Origin of the sequence: Wolbachia endosymbiont (group B) of Episyrphus balteatus (assembly GCF_947250575.1) — a bacterium.
Lineage (GTDB): Bacteria > Pseudomonadota > Alphaproteobacteria > Rickettsiales > Anaplasmataceae > Wolbachia.
Map to the genome: position 1 here is coordinate 178,695 of NZ_OX366325.1, position 19,749 is coordinate 198,443.

Sequence of the window (19,749 nt, forward strand, 5' to 3'; positions counted from 1 at the left end):
CAAAATGTTTGCATTTTAGTTGAATATTTCTTCACAATTGTGTATAATTATTAATACTTTTTATCTTACTTTCTCATGGCTCTTTCGAAGTTTCTTGATGCACGCAATGATATAGCTTTTCGCCGTATCTTTGGTACCGAAAAAAATAAAGATATTCTTATTCACTTTCTTAATGATATACTAGGTCTTACCGATGACAACAAGATTAAAGATGTCTCCTTTCTCAGTCCCATTCAAGACCCTGTCATTGCCTCTCAAAAGCAAAGCATTGTTGATGTTCTCTGTGTTGATTCTACAGGGATAAAAACTATAATTGAGATGCAAGTCGCTAAAACTACTGGCTTTGAAAAACGTGCCCAATATTATGCCGCTAAGGCCTATTCAAGTCAAGCTGATGTAGGTGACCAGTATCATGATCTTAAAGGCGTTATCTTTATTGCCATTGCTGATTTCATCTTATTTCCTAATAAGCTGGCTTATAAGTCTGATCATATTACTTTTGATAAGATAACTTTTGAACATGATCTCAAAGACTTTAGTTTTACTTTTATAGAGTTACCTAAATTTAAAAAAAGAGAAGATCAATTAGAAAATATAATAGAGAAATGGTGTTATTTTTTTAAACACGCCGGTGAAACAAGTGAAGAGGATCTAAAAAAAATAATAGGAAGTGATTTAATTATTGGCAGGGCTTATGATGAGCTAAACCAATATAATTGGAGTAAAGAAGAACGTCTTGCTTATGATCAAGCTAAAAAACGTACCGATGATTATTTATCTAGTCTTGAAGAAAAACTTCATCAAGGCATTCTAATCGGCCATCAAAAAGGTAAAATTGAAGGTATAGCAGAGGGCGAAAAACAGGCTAAAATAGTAGTGGCAAAAAATTTACTTAAAGCTGGTGTATCTATTGACGTCGTATCGCAAACTACGGGCCTTTCTTTAGATGAGATTAAGAAATTAATTTAACCTTATTCCGAGTCAAATGGCCTTGAATGGAAGCATTACTTAAATAACTTTGAGGCTCTAAACTTATTTGTTGTTCTTTTACATCATTAACTTCTAATCTACCATCTCCGTTGTGCTCTATTGATTGATTTAATGTTATATCTAGCCCCTTATTAAATTCAATCATAAACTTGTCAAACTTTTTCGGACTTAATTTACCAGCTTCTCCGTCAGGACATGCTTTCTCTACATATGAGCTTAAAATCCCTGAAATCTCATTAAATTTACCACTCATGACTTTTCTAGTAATCTCTTTTTGCATTCCCATATAATCAATACTTAACCGGTGCATTGATACACCACTTTTTAATCCAGCTTGCTCTACTACTTTCTCAAATCCCTTTGTAATATTGAGTGCATATCCCTGTGCTTCTAGTGGAGATATAGGCTGATCTACTGTAGAAATATACTTCTTACCTGTAACTTTTCTAACCAGCACGTCAAGTAACATTATTGTACTATTTATATCCACTGGTGCATTAACTTGTGAGATTGAACTTAGAGTGCTTGATGTCTCCTTGGATAAGGCAGTTCTAGAACCTAATAACCCACCTATAGAGTTTTTTACCCAACCAAATAAATCATTTATCCACGAAGATGACCTTGCACCACTACTTGCTACTATTTCAGGTTGATTAATTGAATCTGTAGCACGAGGTTTGCGTGATAAGTGATGACGATCGTGATCTCCATGGTGATGGCGACGCTTGCGTTGTTTAGAGATTTCTTTTCTCTCATTGAGTTTTTTTTCTAGATATTCAATAATATCACCATACCCTTTTTTAGTAGCTAAGGACAAAGGTGTATCCCCATATCTATCCGATAAATTAAAATCAGCGCCTTTTTCTACAAAATGTTTCACTAGATCTAGCCTATTTAAAATAGTAGCCAAATGCAAAGGTGTCCGATCATATATATTCGCTGCATTAATATTGGCACCCTTATCTACCAATAATTTTACTGTTCCTAGATCACCACCTTCAGCAACAGCATAGTGTAGAGGTGTTTCCATAACGGCGTTCACTGAATTAATATTAGCTCCCTTTTCTAAAAGGCGCCTGACTAACTCTATCTTATCACTACCAGCAGCTGAATGCAAAATCGTCTGTCCAGATTCGTTTGTTACATTAATATCAGCACCTCTATCTACGAGCGACTCTGCTATATCTAAGTCCCCTTCATTGATAGCACCCTGAAGATTACTATTTAAATCTGATTGTGACTGCTTTTGTTTTAAAAATTCTACTATATCCTTATGACCTTTCTGAACAGCGAAGTCTAAGGGTGTTCTACCGCTTTTATCTTTATCATCAATGTTAGCACCTTCTTCTACAAGGTACTTCACTACCTCTAGCTTACCGTTAATAGTAGCAGAGTGCAAAGGGCTCTGCTCATAATGATCCTTCAAATTGAAAGCAGCTCCTCTTTCTTTCAGGTACTTTACTACCTCTAGGTGACCATACATAGCAGCCAAGTGCAAAGGTGTACGGAGACGATCACACTGTACGTTAAAATCAGCACCTTTTTCTACCATGTATTTTACTGCTCCTAGATTACCATTAGCAGCACCATAGTGCAAAGGTGTGAAGCCGTCTTTATTCTTAGCATTGATACTAGCACATCGATCCAAAAGAGCTTTAACTTTACTAAAATCACCATCTTGTGCTGCAACCGGCAATTTTATATCTATTTCTAATGCATCTCTCTTTTTACAAGTTTCTGAGGCTTTATCAATTAGATTTTGTACTTGTGCTATACTAGACAAACTAAATCCATCCAATCTTCTGATAATTATCGGTTCTAACCCTAAATCAAATTCCAACTCAGAAATCCTATAAGATTCAGAATCATTCCAACCTGTTACATTGATTACATGCTTAGATACTTTGTCAGAGAATACCAAATTCCTATCACTACTGGAAACCATAATCCGATCCGGAGTAATATCTTTTAATATCATTATCCCTATACGTTCTTTGTCTTGCCCCACAGGAGTTAAAGCATCGTCTTGATTATGCGTAATATTGACAGACTGAGTAAAATCTATAACATACTCTTTGATAGATTTCTCATAATCACTCTTAAGCTTATCTTGATAATCCATTACTTCATTAACTTCCTGGTACAAACCAGAATATGGAGAAAAATTACCATTATCCCATAGAAGAAAATTAACATCCTCCCATTTACCTTGATCATTATAAAAATCTTCTATTTTTATTAGGAAAGGAATCTTACCTTCTCTTACTAATAAAAGATCATCTTTGTCTTTATACCTCTCAATCTCTTCAAGACGAGAACTGATCACTACATGATCGTCTTGCAAATCTTTAGGTAATAAAAAAATATTCTGAGTTGGTGTAGCCTGGAGAAAAGGAAGTAATTTACCATTTTCTATTGGAGAACCAACACATGACATTGATTCCACATAAGGAATAAAGGTTTCTCCTTTGCTATTCATAACCATAAAGTGCCTATAGCTGTTATCCTGGAGATAATTTCTGACTTGAACATTAGTATTATTGGCTCTTAAATGCAAGTCGCACTGCTGAACTAAAAACTCCTTAAGAACTTCCGGTAGCATCAGTATATCTAGCATTTTATCATCTGAGTTATTGTCAATGGTAATCTCTCTTTTTTCCATGCTACTATCAACAATATACATATCACTTCCACTGCCACCTCTAGCAAACATACTCTTTTGATCAAAGTTTATTATATCCTCTCCTGAGGAACCAAACACTGCACGTTCTAACGTGCTATCGCTTTGACTTTGTAGTTTTCCTGTAAGAACACCGAAAACTTTATAGCCCTTATTATTTCTCAGAATTTTATTGTAATGCTTCTCTACAGCATCAAAATCATCAAGAGGATATTCTGCATGCAGATCAAATGAGTTAATCTTTGTAAAAGATGATTCTAGTTTCTTAATCTTGGGAATAACGTTACTACCACTTTTATCTATCAGTATGAAATTAGGCTGATGACTATTCGTATTAATATAACTTTTAATTTCAATAGTGTACTGATTACCTTGAACTAACCCTATTTTTAAAGATAAAGTATTACTACCTGACGAATAAGCTATTTCATCACAGTCGTCCAGCAGGCTAGTTTCTGGAAAGACTATAGTTCCTGTGCCCCCTACATCAATTTCTGAGTATAATTCTTTAGCCCTGTATCCTGCAGTTTTTATATAAAACGTATAATAATTTTCCGCACCTGTAACTTTAGTATATGGCAAGACGACTACCTTTTTACAGCTATCAACTATATCTTTCTTATCTTTGCTCAAACCTCCACCACTATTTATAAGGATTTGACTACTGTCATCTGTCGTAGTGCGCTGAGAATCATAGGTACACACAACATTATCCTGCCTATTTTCCATTCCAATATAGATATAATCAAGAACATCGGCATTTTTATCAATATAATCGTGGATCAGTACATCAAAATTTATAAATAATTTTAAAAGAAGAATACTATTGGATAAAGTATCACATTCAATTTTTACCTCTAAAACGAAATCCTGACTTTTCAACTTACTCAAATCAATTATATTAGTAGCATTATAGCCACCCCTGATTCCACCAAAAAACCCTCTATCAAAAAGAATGAATCTGTTAACAGTATTATCACCACCAGTTATTGTTGTGCTTCCTGCAAAAATTAAGAAGTAGTTCACTAACTTGCTGCTCCCGACGATAGTACCCTTGTCTATGCTCTCTAAATTATAAATAATTGTTGTACCATCACTTTTTCTTCTTTTATCAGCAATAACCATCGCATTTTCACAGTAATGTATAGCTATTGGAATTGACTTTTTAATATTTTTTTCGTAAGCCCTCTCAATAAATTGTGGCAAGCAAATCATCTCAGAATCTTGAATCGGCTTAGGTAGAGCACGTGAAAGGTTCTCTGTATCAGCATCTGTTCTATTCATTAGAATCTTTCCATACCCTGCATCAAAAGACAGTGTATCATAATTGATCTGCCCAAGGCCAACTGCGTAGGCAACCACTTCACCAGGGCTATCATTTAAGCTCTCCCAAGCTGCTTTAGCTTTGATATTGACTCCATCACCCCTGGCTTTAAGGAGCTGTACATCGTATGCCATAGGTTGTAAAAGAAGCGTTCGCCAGAATATGCTCCAATTCTCATCATGAGTTGTATCATACTTCTCTTCATACTCTATAATATTGCTAACACCACTATAAATTCCCTGACCTAGCATGAGCGCAAATCCAACTGCAACACCAACTCCTGGCATACTAGCTGCTGTAAGAGCAACACCAGAAATAAAGGACACACCAGAAAATGATATAGATGCTATATTATCCCTTATTTCCTTCTCCGTACATAGGTTATCACTATTTTCCCTATTCTTACAATCAACAAGGTTATTTGCTGACATACCTATATCAACAAGATCAAATACACCACCTGCTGCACCTCCTACACCTTTTGCCATTTTACTTCCAATTTTTACTCCCGTAAATGTAATAGCAAATTTTGCTTGTCTCCCTAGAGCACCTGGTATCATTTTTCCTGCAAATTGCCCAGCTGATTTTACAATTTTTGGGGCAGTTTTAACTATTATATTCTCAATTGGTTGAGATGCAAAAGACCATGCCATTCCACTCACACTCAGTCCACAATCTATGGAGTCTCCATCAGCACAAGATACAACCGTTCCATGAATTCCTCTTATTAACTGTATTCTACCTGCAGCATTTATTAACCTACCTTTTAATTTTGAGGTTTTTGTTGAACCAGCATCCATTTGTGAAACGCCACCGTACAAATCCTTAATACGCTCATTCTGAATATAACGTTCATACCCTTGCTCTTGAGCCACCCTGTCAACTAAATATCTATAATCACCTTCAATACTTTTATCCCCAACAAACTTTATAAGCTGAGCATTTTTTGCTTCATCTTGACTTCTTTTAACATAAGTGAGGAACCTTTCGCTATCAATTATGACCTTATCTACATTATTTTCATCTACCTTTCCTTTACTAAACTTTTCTACGTCTTCCTTTGAAAACAGGCACTCGGTAATACTTCTTGCCCTTCTCGCCGAGCCTCGACTTCCACAATGATTTAGGTTTCCCTTTGAAAAGCCAGAATTGGATTTAGTATCAGTTTCATCAACAACTTCTTTTATCTCAGATAATTTAAGTTGTGATTGTACATCAGAAACAGCCTTGTTGAAACTGGAAAGAGTGACCTCTTTTGAAATATCTATTTTTTTTACGGCTCCTTCTATTAACTGCAGAAATTGTTCTCTAAAAAGTTCTCTTTGTTCACTATGTGCTAAATGATTACGTAACTTTCTTATTAGAAAAGGGTCATCTCCATTTTTTCTAGTTCTATCTAAAAGAGAATATATACTAACAAACTGCATTTGCACCGCATCAGGATGGGACAATCTACCCAGCACATCAATTTTCTTTTTTACTTCCCTTAAGTAGAGATTTCCCACTTTACTCTCAATGGATTGCTGTAAAGAAATGGCTCTCTTTTCCGTATCAGCACTATTCTCACCTTTAGGTTTATACTGGTAAGCAAGATTTCTAAACACCTGATCTGGTATTACCTTACCTTCTGTTATTCTATCACATATTACTTTAAGAGCAGTAGGGTTACTTTCAAGTAAATTAATACATTTATTTCTTCTCCACTCTACTGAGTACGAAAGTAGTTTTTCTTCGCTTTTAGGAGTAAGGTTAAGTCCCTTAACTAGTTCTTCATATCGATCAGGTGTAATAAAATCGTGAGGACTACCTTGATTTTGATTACTAGATTTTAAAAATTTAAGTAAAGCTCTTTTATTGCCACTATCCACATTGACACTATTCAACAAATTAACTAAAGAGACCTTTTTAATCCCTCTAAATTCAGAATAGGAGAGCTTTTCTCTAAAACTTTGTAGATCGAAATATTGTTCCAGCTGACCTTTGAGGGGAACCCGCTGACCGTTCTCAAATATGGTTATTTTATCAAGTACTTCGGTGCTACTAAGGAAATTATTTAAAACGACATCCGCTTCTTTTTTTTTATTAACTACCGAAGGAATACCATATTGAAGATAGTTAACTACTTCTTCTATCTTGGATACGTCACTTAAGTGTAGATCTAGATTACATGAACCCAACACCTCATTTACCTTCTTGTTCACTTTCAATTTACTTTTCTCAGTACATTTTTCAATAATTTCTAATTTTTTAGCATCTAGTTTTATTTTAGAAGCCCCTTCGCTCTGTAAAGGAAAATCCCTAGATTTCATCTGCAGAGCACTTCCGTAAATTTCGTCAACCAGTTGTTTGCTCTTATCATCCATAGAGTTATACTCACTATTTCCCCTTCCTTTTATCTGCTCAATACCTTTTATAAGCCCCGTTATACCTTCATCGGCGTAAGAGTATATAAGCTCTTTAACATTCTTGCCTCCAATCCCAGACGCGTTTTCTTTCACAAGATCCTGAATAAAACCCTTCTCTATCCCAATTATTTTATTATAGACAACCTCCTTAATAGGTACCAAACCTTCATCAAGTAGCTTTGTTATATCCCGGCCATCTAATTCCAGAGAGAATACCTGATAATGCACTATCTGGTCTCTAAAATCAGTTAAAAGCTTGATAGGCAATTGTTCTAGTTCTAGAGATTTCCTTGTATCATCTGATAAATTGGGAGTATCTAAAGTGCTTTTAAGATACTCGCCAACCTTCTGTAGTACTGTTTGCAGAACTAACCTCTTTTCTTCTATAGTTGTTCCTTTTTTTTCAAAATATTTTTTGCATGAATCAATGGTAGAATAAATTTTGTATAAAGATTCAGCATCCCTTCTAATACCTAAATACTTATTAACTTTACTCAGGATAGCCTCATCTAAAAAGACTTTGATTTTTTCATCTTTGTCAAACTTTGCAATAGTTTCTTTCCATTTTTGAAGTAGCTCGACTTTTCTCAATTCTTTCTTGTCCAAAGTTCCTTGGGACATTTTTTTTGTTGAAATTGTCTTTGATATTGCCTCGTAAGATGAGATAAGAAATTCTACTAAATGCTGCTTATTAAGGGTAATATCTCCCACACTTTTATAATCAATGAGGGCTAATTCAATAAATTTAAGATGTCCAGCATCTAACTGAACTAGCTGACTTTTAAGATTTTTGACCTCAGCTTCAATCTTATCGAAGAGAAAGTTCTCTTGGTCCTCTGGAAATTTAGAACGATCACCACTTTGAATTTGCTTCAAGCATTCCAAATGTAATTTAGTCAGTAGGGATAGAAGGATAAAATCTCTGCGATGGCCTTTTTCATTGTTAATAAGCTTACTCGTATCAGTACAATCTAGCATACACAAACCCTCTCAAAAACAAATTCACGAACATAAAATCACTTACCTACACTATTTACTGCAAAATCCCTATGTCTAGTGTGCCGTAGAGACACAAGGAATGTTCAAGTAAGAGCAAACTAAGTGCAAAAGCTACGCAATAGATGGGGGTGGGCCCCTCGGAGCCGGCTTACAAGAGCAGGCTTCAAACAACCATAAGCTGCTTTGGTAAAAAGCTAAGGTAGTGAGCGTTATGGAAAAGGCGCAAATATGCGTCATGTGTAAAATAGAGAGATGAATGAAAATGAACCACTGATAAAGTGTCGAAAGGAATTGGATGATGTCAAAACCAGGGGTTAGACTTAACCTGGGATAAATCTATCGGGAGCTTGTTTACTGGATAGATGGCGTCCGGCATAGAGGTGGCATGAATCTATTTTGGGCTATTGCGTGGAACTGCGGGAACCTGTCGTTTCGATGATAAGGGAGAAATCCAAGGAGCTGATCTCTGAGGATGAGAGTACCGATGCGGAAAACAGGGGCGGATCAGCTCGTAGTAGTGAAGAAGTTTCTGTAATGGAAATGGAGCGAAGGAGCTGAGTTATTTAGTTTTAGTTATTTATCAACCGAAAGGGAGGAGTTAATGAATAAAACAAAGTCTTTTGATATACCAAAGCAACTTATTTGGAGAGCTTATAAACAAGTATCGAAAAATAGAGGTGCTGCTGGTGTAGATGGGGTTTCGATAACAAAGTTTGAGGAAAATCTAAAAGATAATCTATACAAACTATGGAATCGTATGACATCCGGAAGTTATTTTCCAGAGCCTGTAAAAGCTGTAGCAATACCGAAAGATATGGGAGGAGGACAAAGAATTTTATGTGTTCCTTCAGTATCAGATAGGATAGCGCAAACAGCAGCAACAATGTATCTCGAACCGTTAGTGGAGCCAAAATTCCATGAGGATTCATATGGTTATAGATCGAATAAATCAGCATTGGATGCGGTAGATACAGCGCGTAAGAGATGCTGGAAGTACGATTGGGTGGTAGACCTTGATATATCAGGGTTCTTCGACAATCTGGATCACGACTTAGCACTTCAGGCTATCAAGAAACACACAGACTGCAAATGGGTCATACTATATGTTGAAAGGTGGATGAAATCCCCTATACAACTTGCAGATGGCAGTAAAGTAGTTAGGGATAAAGGAGTTCCGCAAGGAGGTTCAGTTAGCCCAATCATCTCTAATATATTCATGCATCATGTGTTTGATATATGGATGAAAAAGAACTATCCGACGGTACCATTTGAGAGATATGTGGACGATGCGATAGTGCACTGCAGAACAGAGAAACAGACAAGATTTGTGAAAGTAATGATCGAAGAAAGATTGGCTGAGTATAGGTTGAAATTACATCCTAAAAAGACACAGATAGTGTACTGTAAGGATGACAATAGGAGAGATGAATTTCCTAAACAAAGTTTTGATTTTCTGGGTTACACATTCAGACCCAGGTTAGCAAGAAATAAAATAGGGAAGCATTTTGTTTCATTTCTCCCAGCAATTAGCAACAAGGCCAAGAAAAAGATTACTACAACCATAAGATCATGGAAAATGCTACGAAATACGCATATAACATTAGAGGAGATATCAGGAAAAGTAAATCCAATAGTCAGAGGCTGGTATCAGTACTATGGCAAATTTTACAGAACTGAGGTCTACAAATCTCTAAAGAATGTAGAGCGGCATCTAGAAAAGTGGGTCAAAAGGAAATATAAGAGACTCAGGAGTCACGGAAGACTAGCAAGACAATTTCTAGGAAAGGTGAGAGATAGGTCTCCAAATATTTTCTATCATTGGACACTAGGTTTAGGGTCAAAAAGGCTAAATAATGGGAGCTGTATAAGCTGAGAGGTTTATGTACAGTTCTGCGAGAGACTGGTAGGGGAAGTTCCACTGGTCTACTCTCCTAAGGTCCAAACAAATACCTTATTTGATAAGACAAATGTGAATTTCCCACCACAAGATCATCAGGTTCAAAACCTTCCTTATCTCTTATCCTATAATCTGCACCATGTTCCAAAAGAACCTTTACCGTATGATAGTTCTGAACCGAGCAAGCAAGATGTAATGCAGTACGACCACTACCAGAGTCGATAGAATTTATATACTCTACCAACCCTTCCTTTCCTTCTTTCTCCTTTACATGCTTCAGTAGTAACTCAGTATACTTACTTCCCTTTTTTTCTTGTACAGCAATAAGTAATGGAGAATGCCCATCAGCATCGAATTTCCTATAATCTGCACCTCTCTCCAGTAAAAAACGCGTACTTTCATATTTATCTTCTCCTAGAGCAATTATCAATGGTGTCTCACCATCATGACCATACCCATTAATATCAGGAATATAATTTAATAATAGTTCTACCATAAAAGGATTATCCGAAAGCACAGCAACACCCAGAAGGTTGGAGCCATTTAGCACCACATCAACCTTAGCACCGCGCTGAATAAGAGTTTTAACAATATCTACATGCCCAGACATTACCGCCCAGGAGAGAGGCGTAGCACCAGAGAGCTCTGGATCAGAACATTCAATTTTGGAATCAATATTTGCCCCTTTTGATAACAAGTATTCTACAATTGAATTTCTACCTCTGTAAGCAGCCCTATGCAGTGCAGTACGCCCAATGTCATCAGCGGAGTTTACATCCACGCCGCAGGACTCAATATAGAACCTAACATTTTCTATATCACCAGCCCCTGCAGAATTCAAAAGATAATCAACGTTTTTATCAGATTCCACGACATAACACCCTATAAATTACTTACACTAACACCCAAAGTGGAGGAGCCTATATACTGAGGGACCACCTTGAATACATTAATTACCTACTCTTAGACGATCACCCTTTTACAACGTGAAACTTACTCTAAAAACTACTTTTAGTATAATCACTCCATTTTTAAGGCTTGTCAACTACTATTTTAGAAAAAATTTTAATTTTAAGCCATTTTTGATAAAAGCTTCCTAAATAGGCTTGTTACAGTTGATTGCTTTCAAATTATTTACTTATTATAAACCTATCTTAATTTTTATCCTCAAGTTAAATATTATTAATTTAGCAATATATTGTGTTGAAAACTCAGGCAATTTAGCCATTTCCAGCGCTCAAAACCAATGGCGATGAGAATTGTTCGTTTTGGGATGGCATGGTCTACCAAGTGTGCCATACGAACTTTTATTTATAGTAATTTTACTACATTGCAAAGTCAGCTATATTAGCTTGTTTCAGCCATATTTACATACGAACTAATTTGCTTAGCTTTGTTGCAAAGATTTCAAACTTTTATTTTCATAACACCGCTTTTACGTAAAAAGTTCTCAAAAATATACGATCTTTTTTATGTTTTTTAAAAAGTAAACATTCAAGATTTTTATGGCGCTAATTTTTAGTATGTTTCTATACTAATCAATCTAAAGTGGCTATTAATAATCTTATATAAAATCTTGACTTTTTTATTAAAATATTTGATAATTAAAGTATATTATTATTTTTAATAGAAGAGCTTGATATGCCACAGTATAAAGATTTAACAGGAAAGCAAAAAGAATTATATGATAAGTTAAAGACTGCAATAGAAAAACAAGAGGATATTTTTTCTATTCTTAAAGACGTTTCAAAGCAGGATTTACAGCAAGTTCTTACTAATGCAAGTATAACTCAAAAGTTAACAAATGGTATAGAGTATAATCTAACACCCCTTGCCTATGCTATGAATTGCAATGATTTTAAGGAAAGAATCAAAGTTATTTTAGAAGCAAGTAAAGATAAAAAAGAAGTTCTTACTACTGCAAGTATAACTGAAAAGTTATCAAATGGTATAGAGTATAATCTAACACCCCTTGCCTATGCTATGAATTTCAATGATTTTGAGGAAATAATCAAAGTTATTTTAGATGTAGCTCAAGATAATAGTGTGTTAGAAGAAGTTTTTGTTGGTATAGAAGAATATGATCATACAAAACTTAAGAAGATTTTAGAAACATTAAAAAATCAAGAGCAGAATGAAGAGCAAAAAACTAAAATTGATGGTTGGCTAGAAATACTTACAAAGAACGTATCTAGTAGTCACAAAAGTGATAAACAGCCTTTAGCGCCCGAAAGTAGCATACCTAAAGCTGAAGAAAATATAGCTAATAATGAAGGTATGAAAGATACTTTTAAAATTGAAAGTAATATATCCAAAAGAGAGAATAGTGACAAATATCCTCAGAAAGACACAGTAAAAACTATTAATAGATCAATAATGATTGGTAGTGTTTATGGTTTTATAGCTGCATTAGTAGTTAGTGGTGGATGTTTTGCTGCCGGTGTTGAATTATCAATATTGGCTATAGCTGCAGTAGCTACGTTTTTAATAATAGAAACTATTGCTAGTGGTATTATATATTTAGTATTTAATCCTAGTGATAAGCTAGATAACCCTGACTCAGAAATAGCTAAACAGCAAGTGGTTCCAGAAGTTTGTTAACAAAAGCTTTACAGTCAAGCAGAAGGGAGGGTCATCTTTTACCTTCCTTTCGTGTTTTTTTGTATGGAATGCCTTGTTAAGTTAATAACTTAAGATAATTTCTAAAAAAGTTATTCCGATGCTTATGATTTTTGGAGTATGATGAATTTTTCTTCTGTAGTATTACACTGTTTAATCAATCAAGCTAGGAAACAATTGAAATAGATTTTTTATGGACAGAATTCTTTACGCTATTATAGCAATACTAATTAGATAATGGTGTATATTTACAGGTAAATTCAAATTCTTTAGGTTTATCTGTCTTTTCTAAGTGAATATAAAGTTCTTTATTCTCTGTAACGTTGTTCACACAGCAACAATTTTCAACTTCATACAGGTAATCCTTATGATGTGATTCCCAATTAAGTATTTGGCGTAGTGCTTTCACTTTAGCTTTCGATTCATTCTTTGCAATAACAAATACATTTTTATGCAACTCCGTAAATTTTTTACTATCGTAACCACCAAGGTTGACAAAATAAAGCTTTTCTTCAACGTGGGTAGGTTGTCTCGTTAAGGTAATATTATAATCTTCAGCACTTTCTAATATACCCCAAGCATCAATATGGAAACCTTTTTTTACACCCCACCATTTTGCTTTTACTTCTTCATAAGTATCTTCGATCTTTTCTGCTACTACAAAAAATATATCATGTAGCTCGATTAAAGAGGTTTCAGTTTTACCTCCAACATATATGACAAATATTTTCATGATACATGCCTCCTATCTTTTATTCTCTTTATCATACTAAGTCTGTTCATTAAAAAATCAACAAAAATTAAGAATTTTTAGATGATGAAGTAAAACAGGCATAGATTAGACTTCTTGCATAACTGAGGAAATAATACCAAAAGTAATATTAGTGAAGGTATGAAATTTGAACAAATAAGTAACCTAGATGAAGAGGAGTTTCGAAGATTAACAGAAGTAAAAAGAAAAACATTCGAAAAAATAACAGAAATTTTAATGGAGTAAGAAAAAGGCAAGAGGAGGAAAACCAAATAAACAATGCATGTTTGTTAATGGCGCTAGAATATTTGCGTGACATATTTCATATTGGTATGGAATAAGCTAAAGTGCCTGTTATCGGTTGGATTGAGGATACGTTAATAAAACATTTACACTTCTGGAAGAAAAAGAGCTATTAGATTCGAATGTAGAGTATCAGGTTATGGATAGTAGATGGAACAGAAATATCAATAGAGAGGCAAAAAAAAAATTGGAATTATCCATATGAGTTATGAAAGAGGTCTAATATAAATTTATTGATTTATATATGTATTATAATACACTTTAATAGGTAGGTAAGTAATACACATATATATGAGTGAGGTTAAATTAAATAGTAAAGAGAATTCTAACGACTTAGTACATCAAAATCAAGGGCCATTAGTAATTAACTATTGGCAAGACAGAAGTGATGACAAAAAAATCCTTGAAGGTAAAGCGGAAAATACAGATGAATATGATATAAAAAATAAAAAGCTTGCTCAAGAATGCGCTGAATTTGTGTTGCAAGATCTAAACAATCATAATTTTAGTAACACGCACTCACAGTTAGAAGATGATCCATACCAAACAAAAGATGATAGTCAGCAAACCTTTTTCTTTGAAGAAAGTTCACTCTTAATTGAGCAAGAAGTAACTTTAATTGAAAATGAAAGGAAGCTGATTAGTGAGTTTTATAAAGAAATGCAAGATGCTAAAAGCAAAGCTAATACAAAAAGTGCTTTAGAATATATTAAATCCATAACGGATAAATATTTAGAGAGAGGGATAAGAATAAACTCATACTGTGATAATGATGGTGAGGTTATAGTAAATTTAATATTTAAAGAAATCGCAGGTGTTCTCGATAATATTGTATTTATAAATTCCCGCACTGTAGCTCCTGAAATGAAGCCCTATGATTCTTCTGACGATGATGAAGAAGATTACTACAACTTGGATATCATAAGAGAGATTGCTCATGGTTTATTACAAAAAGGAGGAAAAGTAAAAGAGAGCCTCTTTTATCATGATAGGATAAGATATTCGACCACTGCTTTTATAGATAACAATTCTTATAAACAATTTGATGAATATCTCATTGAACAGTATAAAGAAATGAAAAAAAAGTTAAAGGGTATAGCATATGAGTGTGTTGTAAACAAGAGCGAGCAAACTCAAGACAAATTAGAAGTAGAGATTGATAATATCTACTTTTATATAAGATATCCATAAACTAGTATAATTGAACCCATAAAAATCATAGCCAATCAAGAAATAATAGATCGAGGACTCAGAGTTCACATATTAAAAATAGGAAAAAGTACAGTAAAAATTGATAATAGAGGAGAAAAAAGAAATTATGTAGATCTTACAGAAGGTAGTGATGTGGTATTAACTTTCTATACTAGTTTGGGAGAATTAGAAGTTAGATTATATCCTCATGAAACAAATAAAAACTTGATAAGAGTAGAAGTGAGTGATGAAGATCTACTGGAGGACATAGAAAGTTATAATGAAGAAATAGGACAAAATTGCTTATTGGGAGGTTTATCAGTTATTGAAGCTATAAACCGAGGTTTTTTTGTTAGATCTGGTGGATTAATGCGTCCTGAAGTAATAAGCGAGTCTAACAACAAATGGACAGAACGTGAAGAGTTAAGAAGGACTTCTGATCCTAGGAGAGAAGTTTCTAGGTAGATTAATTTGCTAAAAAAGTTGAAGATTATTAGGGAGTGTTAAATAAACTGTGTCAAACCACATTTTAATTCAACTCAATTTTCAATCTATCAGGAAAGAAAATGTCGAGCTGGGACATAGTTAATACGTACAGCACTTTTCTTCCACCTTTTTTATAGCACAATATACCAGCTTGTACAAAGCATTTATACTGGTAAATGAGCCCTTGGTCTTGCCTAATTTGTCTATGCAACCCCTCAATTGGATTAGTGGTGTAAATTACTCTCCTCATTGGATCAGAATACTTGAAATAACTAGACAAATTTTCCCAGTTACTCTGCCACGATTTTATAACCGTAGGGCCCATTTTTCATCCAGTTCTAGTAGATAATTCTCAGCAATTTCCTTGCTTGGTGCTTGATATACCCTCTTCAAATCACTTAAAAAGCTCTTTGTATCTTTGCTAGCCACATACTTCAATGAATTGCGTATCTGATGCACTATACATTTCTGTATTAGGAAAGACGCTGTTTATAGCTGTAGGAAAACTTTTTAACACAGGCTATTAGAATATCTTCTACACCTCTTTCCTTGAGGTCGTTTAGCACACCTAACCAGAACTTCGCTTTCAGCCAAATAGAAGCCTAATACCTCTTTTCTGCCATTCTGATCTATGCCCAATATATTATACATGCACTTGCTTACACATCGTCCGTCCTCTTTTACTTTAAAGAACCATAAAAACTATCGGATAAACTGCCTGTAAAGGACGACTGCGCCATTCGTTAATCACTGGCAATAATTTATCAGTAATACTGGATATTTCAGCAACCGATACCTTATTGTCATAAATTTCTTCGACGTGTGACATTATGTCTCTATATCCCATACCGCTGGCAAACATGCTCAAGATCTTTGTTTCAAGTTCAGAATGCAGGCTTGTTTGTCTTTTTTTGACTATTTGTGGCTCAAAACTTCCTTCTCTATCTCTTGGTGTTAGCAGCTCGAATACTTGTTCGTAAAGTCTTTGAGTTTTTGCCGTTTCTGCGATTGTTTTCTTCGTTCCTATTATTTGATAGATGGCTCTCCATTTCACCTTCTAAACTTGCCTCTAGCAGCTTCTTTATCAATGGTACCATCTCTTCCGGTAAGTGGCCTACCTTCTCGTATAGATGACAGGATATTTGACTCTAACTCTTGATAATTTACTAACCCAACATAGTTATTTGCTATTTTTTCACTCATGTGTAAAACCTCCGTTTTTATATTAACTAAAATACATCATTTCTTGGTTTGACACAGTTTGTTTAACACTCCCGATTATTATTTAAATACAAACTACTATAATTTATAGATTAAGGAAATTGTACCAATGTCTTCTAAGAATACTCTTTTATATTGTTTTTAAGCTGGCTACAAAATGAGGATATGGAACATACAATTGGCTGAGCTGCCTTTTATACTCCAGGTTTACTATTAAAATATGCAGCTAAAATTGGATACATTTTCTATCACTGTTGTGTCCGATATGCTAAAATCTTCATCACTTATATTGATATTTTTACATAATTGATTTTGTAACATTTATTTGCTCTTCTATATCAATTTCAACATCTTTTTGTGTGGCCCTTTGTAGTAGCTCCTTTTGCAATAACCTTTTTTAATTTTCTGGTACATACTTTTTTCGATGTTTTTTCATATTGTTGTTTTTATAAACGTTACGACGCTGAGCCGTAAAATTTCTCCAATTGCTCACTCCACAGCATCGGTATTTCTCTCAAATCAACTAATTTCAAATCTCTTGGCTGTCTCCCATTTACTATGTCTTCTTTAATCTTTGGTGCTAAATAGTTCAACCTCAAAATTTGCTGTATACGTCTTGTACCTATATTAATTTTGGCACTCAGCTCCTTCACACTTTCGTATTTTCCCTCTTCTAGTTGCCGTTTCCACAAATGAGCTCTTACCACTGCTTTCAGTAGTACATTATTTGTTTTTCCTTCTGGCTCTACTACTGTACATTTGTTTCCTTTCTTTTTTATTGGTATAAATTCCACCTTATCCTCTGAACTCACTTCTATTCCATCTTCTTTTACCATTACTCCCTTTATTAATTTTTTCATTGCTTCTTTCTGTTCTCTGAAGCTTAAATTTTCTCCATCCCCATATAAGCATTCGGCTCTTTTCATCACTTCTTTTTCCACCTCTCCCGCTACTATAGTTCTGTTTATTGATTCACAACCTTTTCCCCTTAAATGGTTATTGCACACGTAATATCGGTACCTTTTATTTTCTTTTTTTGCATACGTTAGTGTCATATTTACACCACAGCTCTTGCACTTAATTATTCCCTTTAGCAACGCTTCCTCGTATTTCGCCTTTCTATATGGTTGATTCTTTATCAATTCTTGTGCTTTTTGCCATTTTTCCTCTTCTATTATCGCATCGTGCTTTCCCTCATACTCTTTCTCATAATGTCTGATTTTTCCCACATATATTGGATTTGTTACTATTCTCCTTACTGTCGCTTTTTTAAAGATATCTGATTTTGTTCTATAACCTTCTCTGTTTAACTCCCTTGCCAATTCTGCCATTGACTTCAGCTCTACATACCTTTCAAATATATGCTTTACTGTCTTTGCTTCTTTCTCATTTATTATTAATTCTTTATCCTTTACATCATATCCAAGCGGTAAAGTTCCACCCATCCATAGTCCTTGTTCTTTTGATGTTGCTATTTTATTTTTTACTCTCTCTACTATCATCTCTCTTTCTAGCTGTGCTGCTCCTGATAATACCGTTTGTACGAACTTTCCCATTGGCGTATTATTATCAAATATCTGCGTTACTGCTACAAAATTTACTCGGTGCCTTCTAAAAAATGACGTTACTTCGATGCTGTCTTTTGTTTCTCTTGAGAGCCTATCTAGCGTATATACTACTACACAATCTACTTCTCCTTTTTTTACATCTTCAAATAATTCCTTTATTGATGGTCTTTCTAAATTCTTTCCTGAGAAACCTCCATCGTCGTACCTTTTTACCAATGCTACCCAGCCTTCTTTGCTCTTTATGTATTTTTCACATGCTACTCGTTGCGCATCAAGGCTATTAAACTTTTGTTCCAGACCGTCTTCATTTGACTTTCTCGTATATATTCCACATCTTATCCCTTTACACATTTTCCTTTCCCTTTTGATCACGCAAACCAAATAGGAGCGGCCCATTGTAACTCATTCCCATTATTTTTCCAGCTACTGCTGACAATGATGTATAAAACTCTTCTCTGTAGATTAAACCCTTATCTGTTACCATTACCGCATGCGTCTCTTCACCTCTCTCTAGTATTAATTCTGTCCCTTCTACTGGTAATTTATCGCTACTTATTCTTTTTCCCTTCTCTAGCCGATCTGTCAGATACTCTAGTCTTTTTAATCCTTTTCTTGACATTTCTCCATATACTTTTTCCTGCATTCTATAAGCTAATCTTGGTATCAGATATTTCTTTGAGTATCTAGGTGCTTCTTCCACAAATACCTTCTTCCATATTTTTCTCAGCTCATCCAAAGGTTTTCTCTCTAAATTCATTACTTTCTTTTCTGTTTCTCTTTCCATATTTTCAGCCTCTCATAGAAGGTTCTATTTGTTCAAATAACTTTTCAATTCTGTCCGTTTCTTTCTTCAATACTTCAGTTACTTCTTTACTATTTTTTGCATAATCTATTGCTGTCATCCCACATTCATCCTCTTGTTCTATTTCTCCTCCAGCTTTCACTAGCTCCTCCACTATTTCTTTTTCTCCTATCATACATGCAAGGTGTAGAGGTGTGCATTTACTTCCATATTCTTCCGCATTTACATTCCCTCCTGATTTTATCAATTCTCTCACGGTTTCTAGACGTTTCTCCGTTACCGCTAAGTGTAGTGCTGTATAACCTCCTACATCTGCTGCATTTACATTCACTCCTTTTTCAACTAATAATCTCACTGTTTTTGCGTTTATTGCATAATGCAGAGCTGTTCTTCCATTCTCGTCTCTTGCATAAATATTTTTATATGAGTTCTCTAATAATTCTTTTACTGACTTATTAAATTTACCAAGCTTTAACATAATCCACCCCACCTTTTCTTTAAATTTAAATCCCT

At 34.6% G+C, this 19,749-nt stretch carries 14 protein-coding genes and 1 pseudogene; 6 read left to right on the forward strand and 9 right to left on the reverse strand.

All coding sequences use genetic code 11. From position 1 onward, the window contains the following. Positions 1-75: 75 nt before the first annotated feature. Complete coding sequence (locus tag OOL05_RS00940; RefSeq protein WP_264375753.1) at positions 76-969, forward strand: Rpn family recombination-promoting nuclease/putative transposase; 894 nt, start codon at positions 76-78, stop codon at positions 967-969. Here the strand turns inward: OOL05_RS00940 and OOL05_RS00945 are convergent. After that, entirely contained in the window at positions 953-8,377 is a 7,425-nt protein-coding gene (locus OOL05_RS00945) for an ankyrin repeat domain-containing protein (RefSeq protein ID WP_264730444.1), read from the reverse strand. The two genes, OOL05_RS00940 and OOL05_RS00945, sit on opposite strands and share 17 nt — an antisense overlap. A gap of 456 nt (positions 8,378-8,833) precedes the next feature. Here OOL05_RS00945 and OOL05_RS00950 point away from each other — a divergent pair, with 456 nt between their 5' ends. Together OOL05_RS00950 and ltrA are read left to right on the forward strand one after the other, a co-directional pair. After that, on the forward strand, positions 8,834-8,956 hold the full coding sequence (locus OOL05_RS00950; RefSeq protein ID WP_255446080.1) for a hypothetical protein: 123 nt from the start codon (positions 8,834-8,836) through the stop codon (positions 8,954-8,956). Between the two features lie 43 nt (positions 8,957-8,999). Beyond that, complete coding sequence (gene ltrA / locus OOL05_RS00955) at positions 9,000-10,271, forward strand: group II intron reverse transcriptase/maturase (RefSeq protein ID WP_264377358.1); 1,272 nt, start codon at positions 9,000-9,002, stop codon at positions 10,269-10,271. A gap of 58 nt (positions 10,272-10,329) precedes the next feature. Here the strand turns inward: ltrA and OOL05_RS00960 are convergent, their stop codons facing one another. Then, positions 10,330-11,166, reverse strand: coding sequence for an ankyrin repeat domain-containing protein (locus OOL05_RS00960; protein WP_264730446.1), 837 nt, complete (start codon positions 11,164-11,166; stop codon positions 10,330-10,332). 770 nt (positions 11,167-11,936) lie between these two features. Between OOL05_RS00960 and OOL05_RS00965 the strand changes: the two genes are divergently transcribed. Then, a complete protein-coding gene (locus OOL05_RS00965; RefSeq protein WP_264730448.1) occupies positions 11,937-12,896 on the forward strand; it encodes a hypothetical protein in 960 nt (319 codons plus the stop codon). A 244-nt stretch (positions 12,897-13,140) separates the two neighbouring features. On the opposite strand, the gene OOL05_RS00970 is transcribed toward OOL05_RS00965, so the two are convergent. After that, on the reverse strand, positions 13,141-13,647 hold the full coding sequence (locus tag OOL05_RS00970) for a DUF1543 domain-containing protein (protein ID WP_019236488.1): 507 nt from the start codon (positions 13,645-13,647) through the stop codon (positions 13,141-13,143). 612 nt (positions 13,648-14,259) lie between these two features. Between OOL05_RS00970 and OOL05_RS00975 the strand changes: the two genes are divergently transcribed. Together OOL05_RS00975 and OOL05_RS00980 are read left to right on the forward strand one after the other, a co-directional pair. Continuing rightward, entirely contained in the window at positions 14,260-15,159 is a 900-nt protein-coding gene (locus OOL05_RS00975) for a hypothetical protein (RefSeq protein WP_264730450.1), read from the forward strand. A gap of 153 nt (positions 15,160-15,312) precedes the next feature. Next, a complete protein-coding gene (locus tag OOL05_RS00980; protein ID WP_264730452.1) occupies positions 15,313-15,624 on the forward strand; it encodes a hypothetical protein in 312 nt (103 codons plus the stop codon). A 64-nt stretch (positions 15,625-15,688) separates the two neighbouring features. Here OOL05_RS00980 and OOL05_RS06725 read toward each other — a convergent pair. From OOL05_RS06725 to OOL05_RS01000, 6 genes and pseudogenes are all read right to left on the reverse strand, one after another. Beyond that, a pseudogene (locus OOL05_RS06725) lies at positions 15,689-16,296 on the reverse strand (transposase). A gap of 34 nt (positions 16,297-16,330) precedes the next feature. Then, on the reverse strand, positions 16,331-16,699 hold the full coding sequence (locus tag OOL05_RS06730; RefSeq protein WP_350224514.1) for a transposase: 369 nt from the start codon (positions 16,697-16,699) through the stop codon (positions 16,331-16,333). Continuing rightward, positions 16,696-16,848: a hypothetical protein gene (locus OOL05_RS06735; RefSeq protein WP_019236491.1), complete on the reverse strand. Its 153-nt coding sequence runs from the start codon at positions 16,846-16,848 to the stop codon at positions 16,696-16,698. The genes OOL05_RS06730 and OOL05_RS06735 overlap by 4 nt, the downstream gene beginning before the upstream one ends. A gap of 473 nt (positions 16,849-17,321) precedes the next feature. Then, a complete protein-coding gene (locus OOL05_RS00990; protein WP_264730454.1) occupies positions 17,322-18,785 on the reverse strand; it encodes a recombinase family protein in 1,464 nt (487 codons plus the stop codon). Further along, positions 18,778-19,218, reverse strand: coding sequence for a DUF2924 domain-containing protein (locus tag OOL05_RS00995; protein WP_264730456.1), 441 nt, complete (start codon positions 19,216-19,218; stop codon positions 18,778-18,780). The genes OOL05_RS00990 and OOL05_RS00995 overlap by 8 nt, the downstream gene beginning before the upstream one ends. Before the next feature lie 4 nt (positions 19,219-19,222). After that, positions 19,223-19,714 carry an ankyrin repeat domain-containing protein gene (locus OOL05_RS01000; protein WP_264730458.1) on the reverse strand — a complete coding sequence of 164 codons (492 nt, stop codon included), beginning with the start codon at positions 19,712-19,714 and terminating at the stop codon, positions 19,223-19,225. Positions 19,715-19,749: the final 35 nt, after the last annotated feature.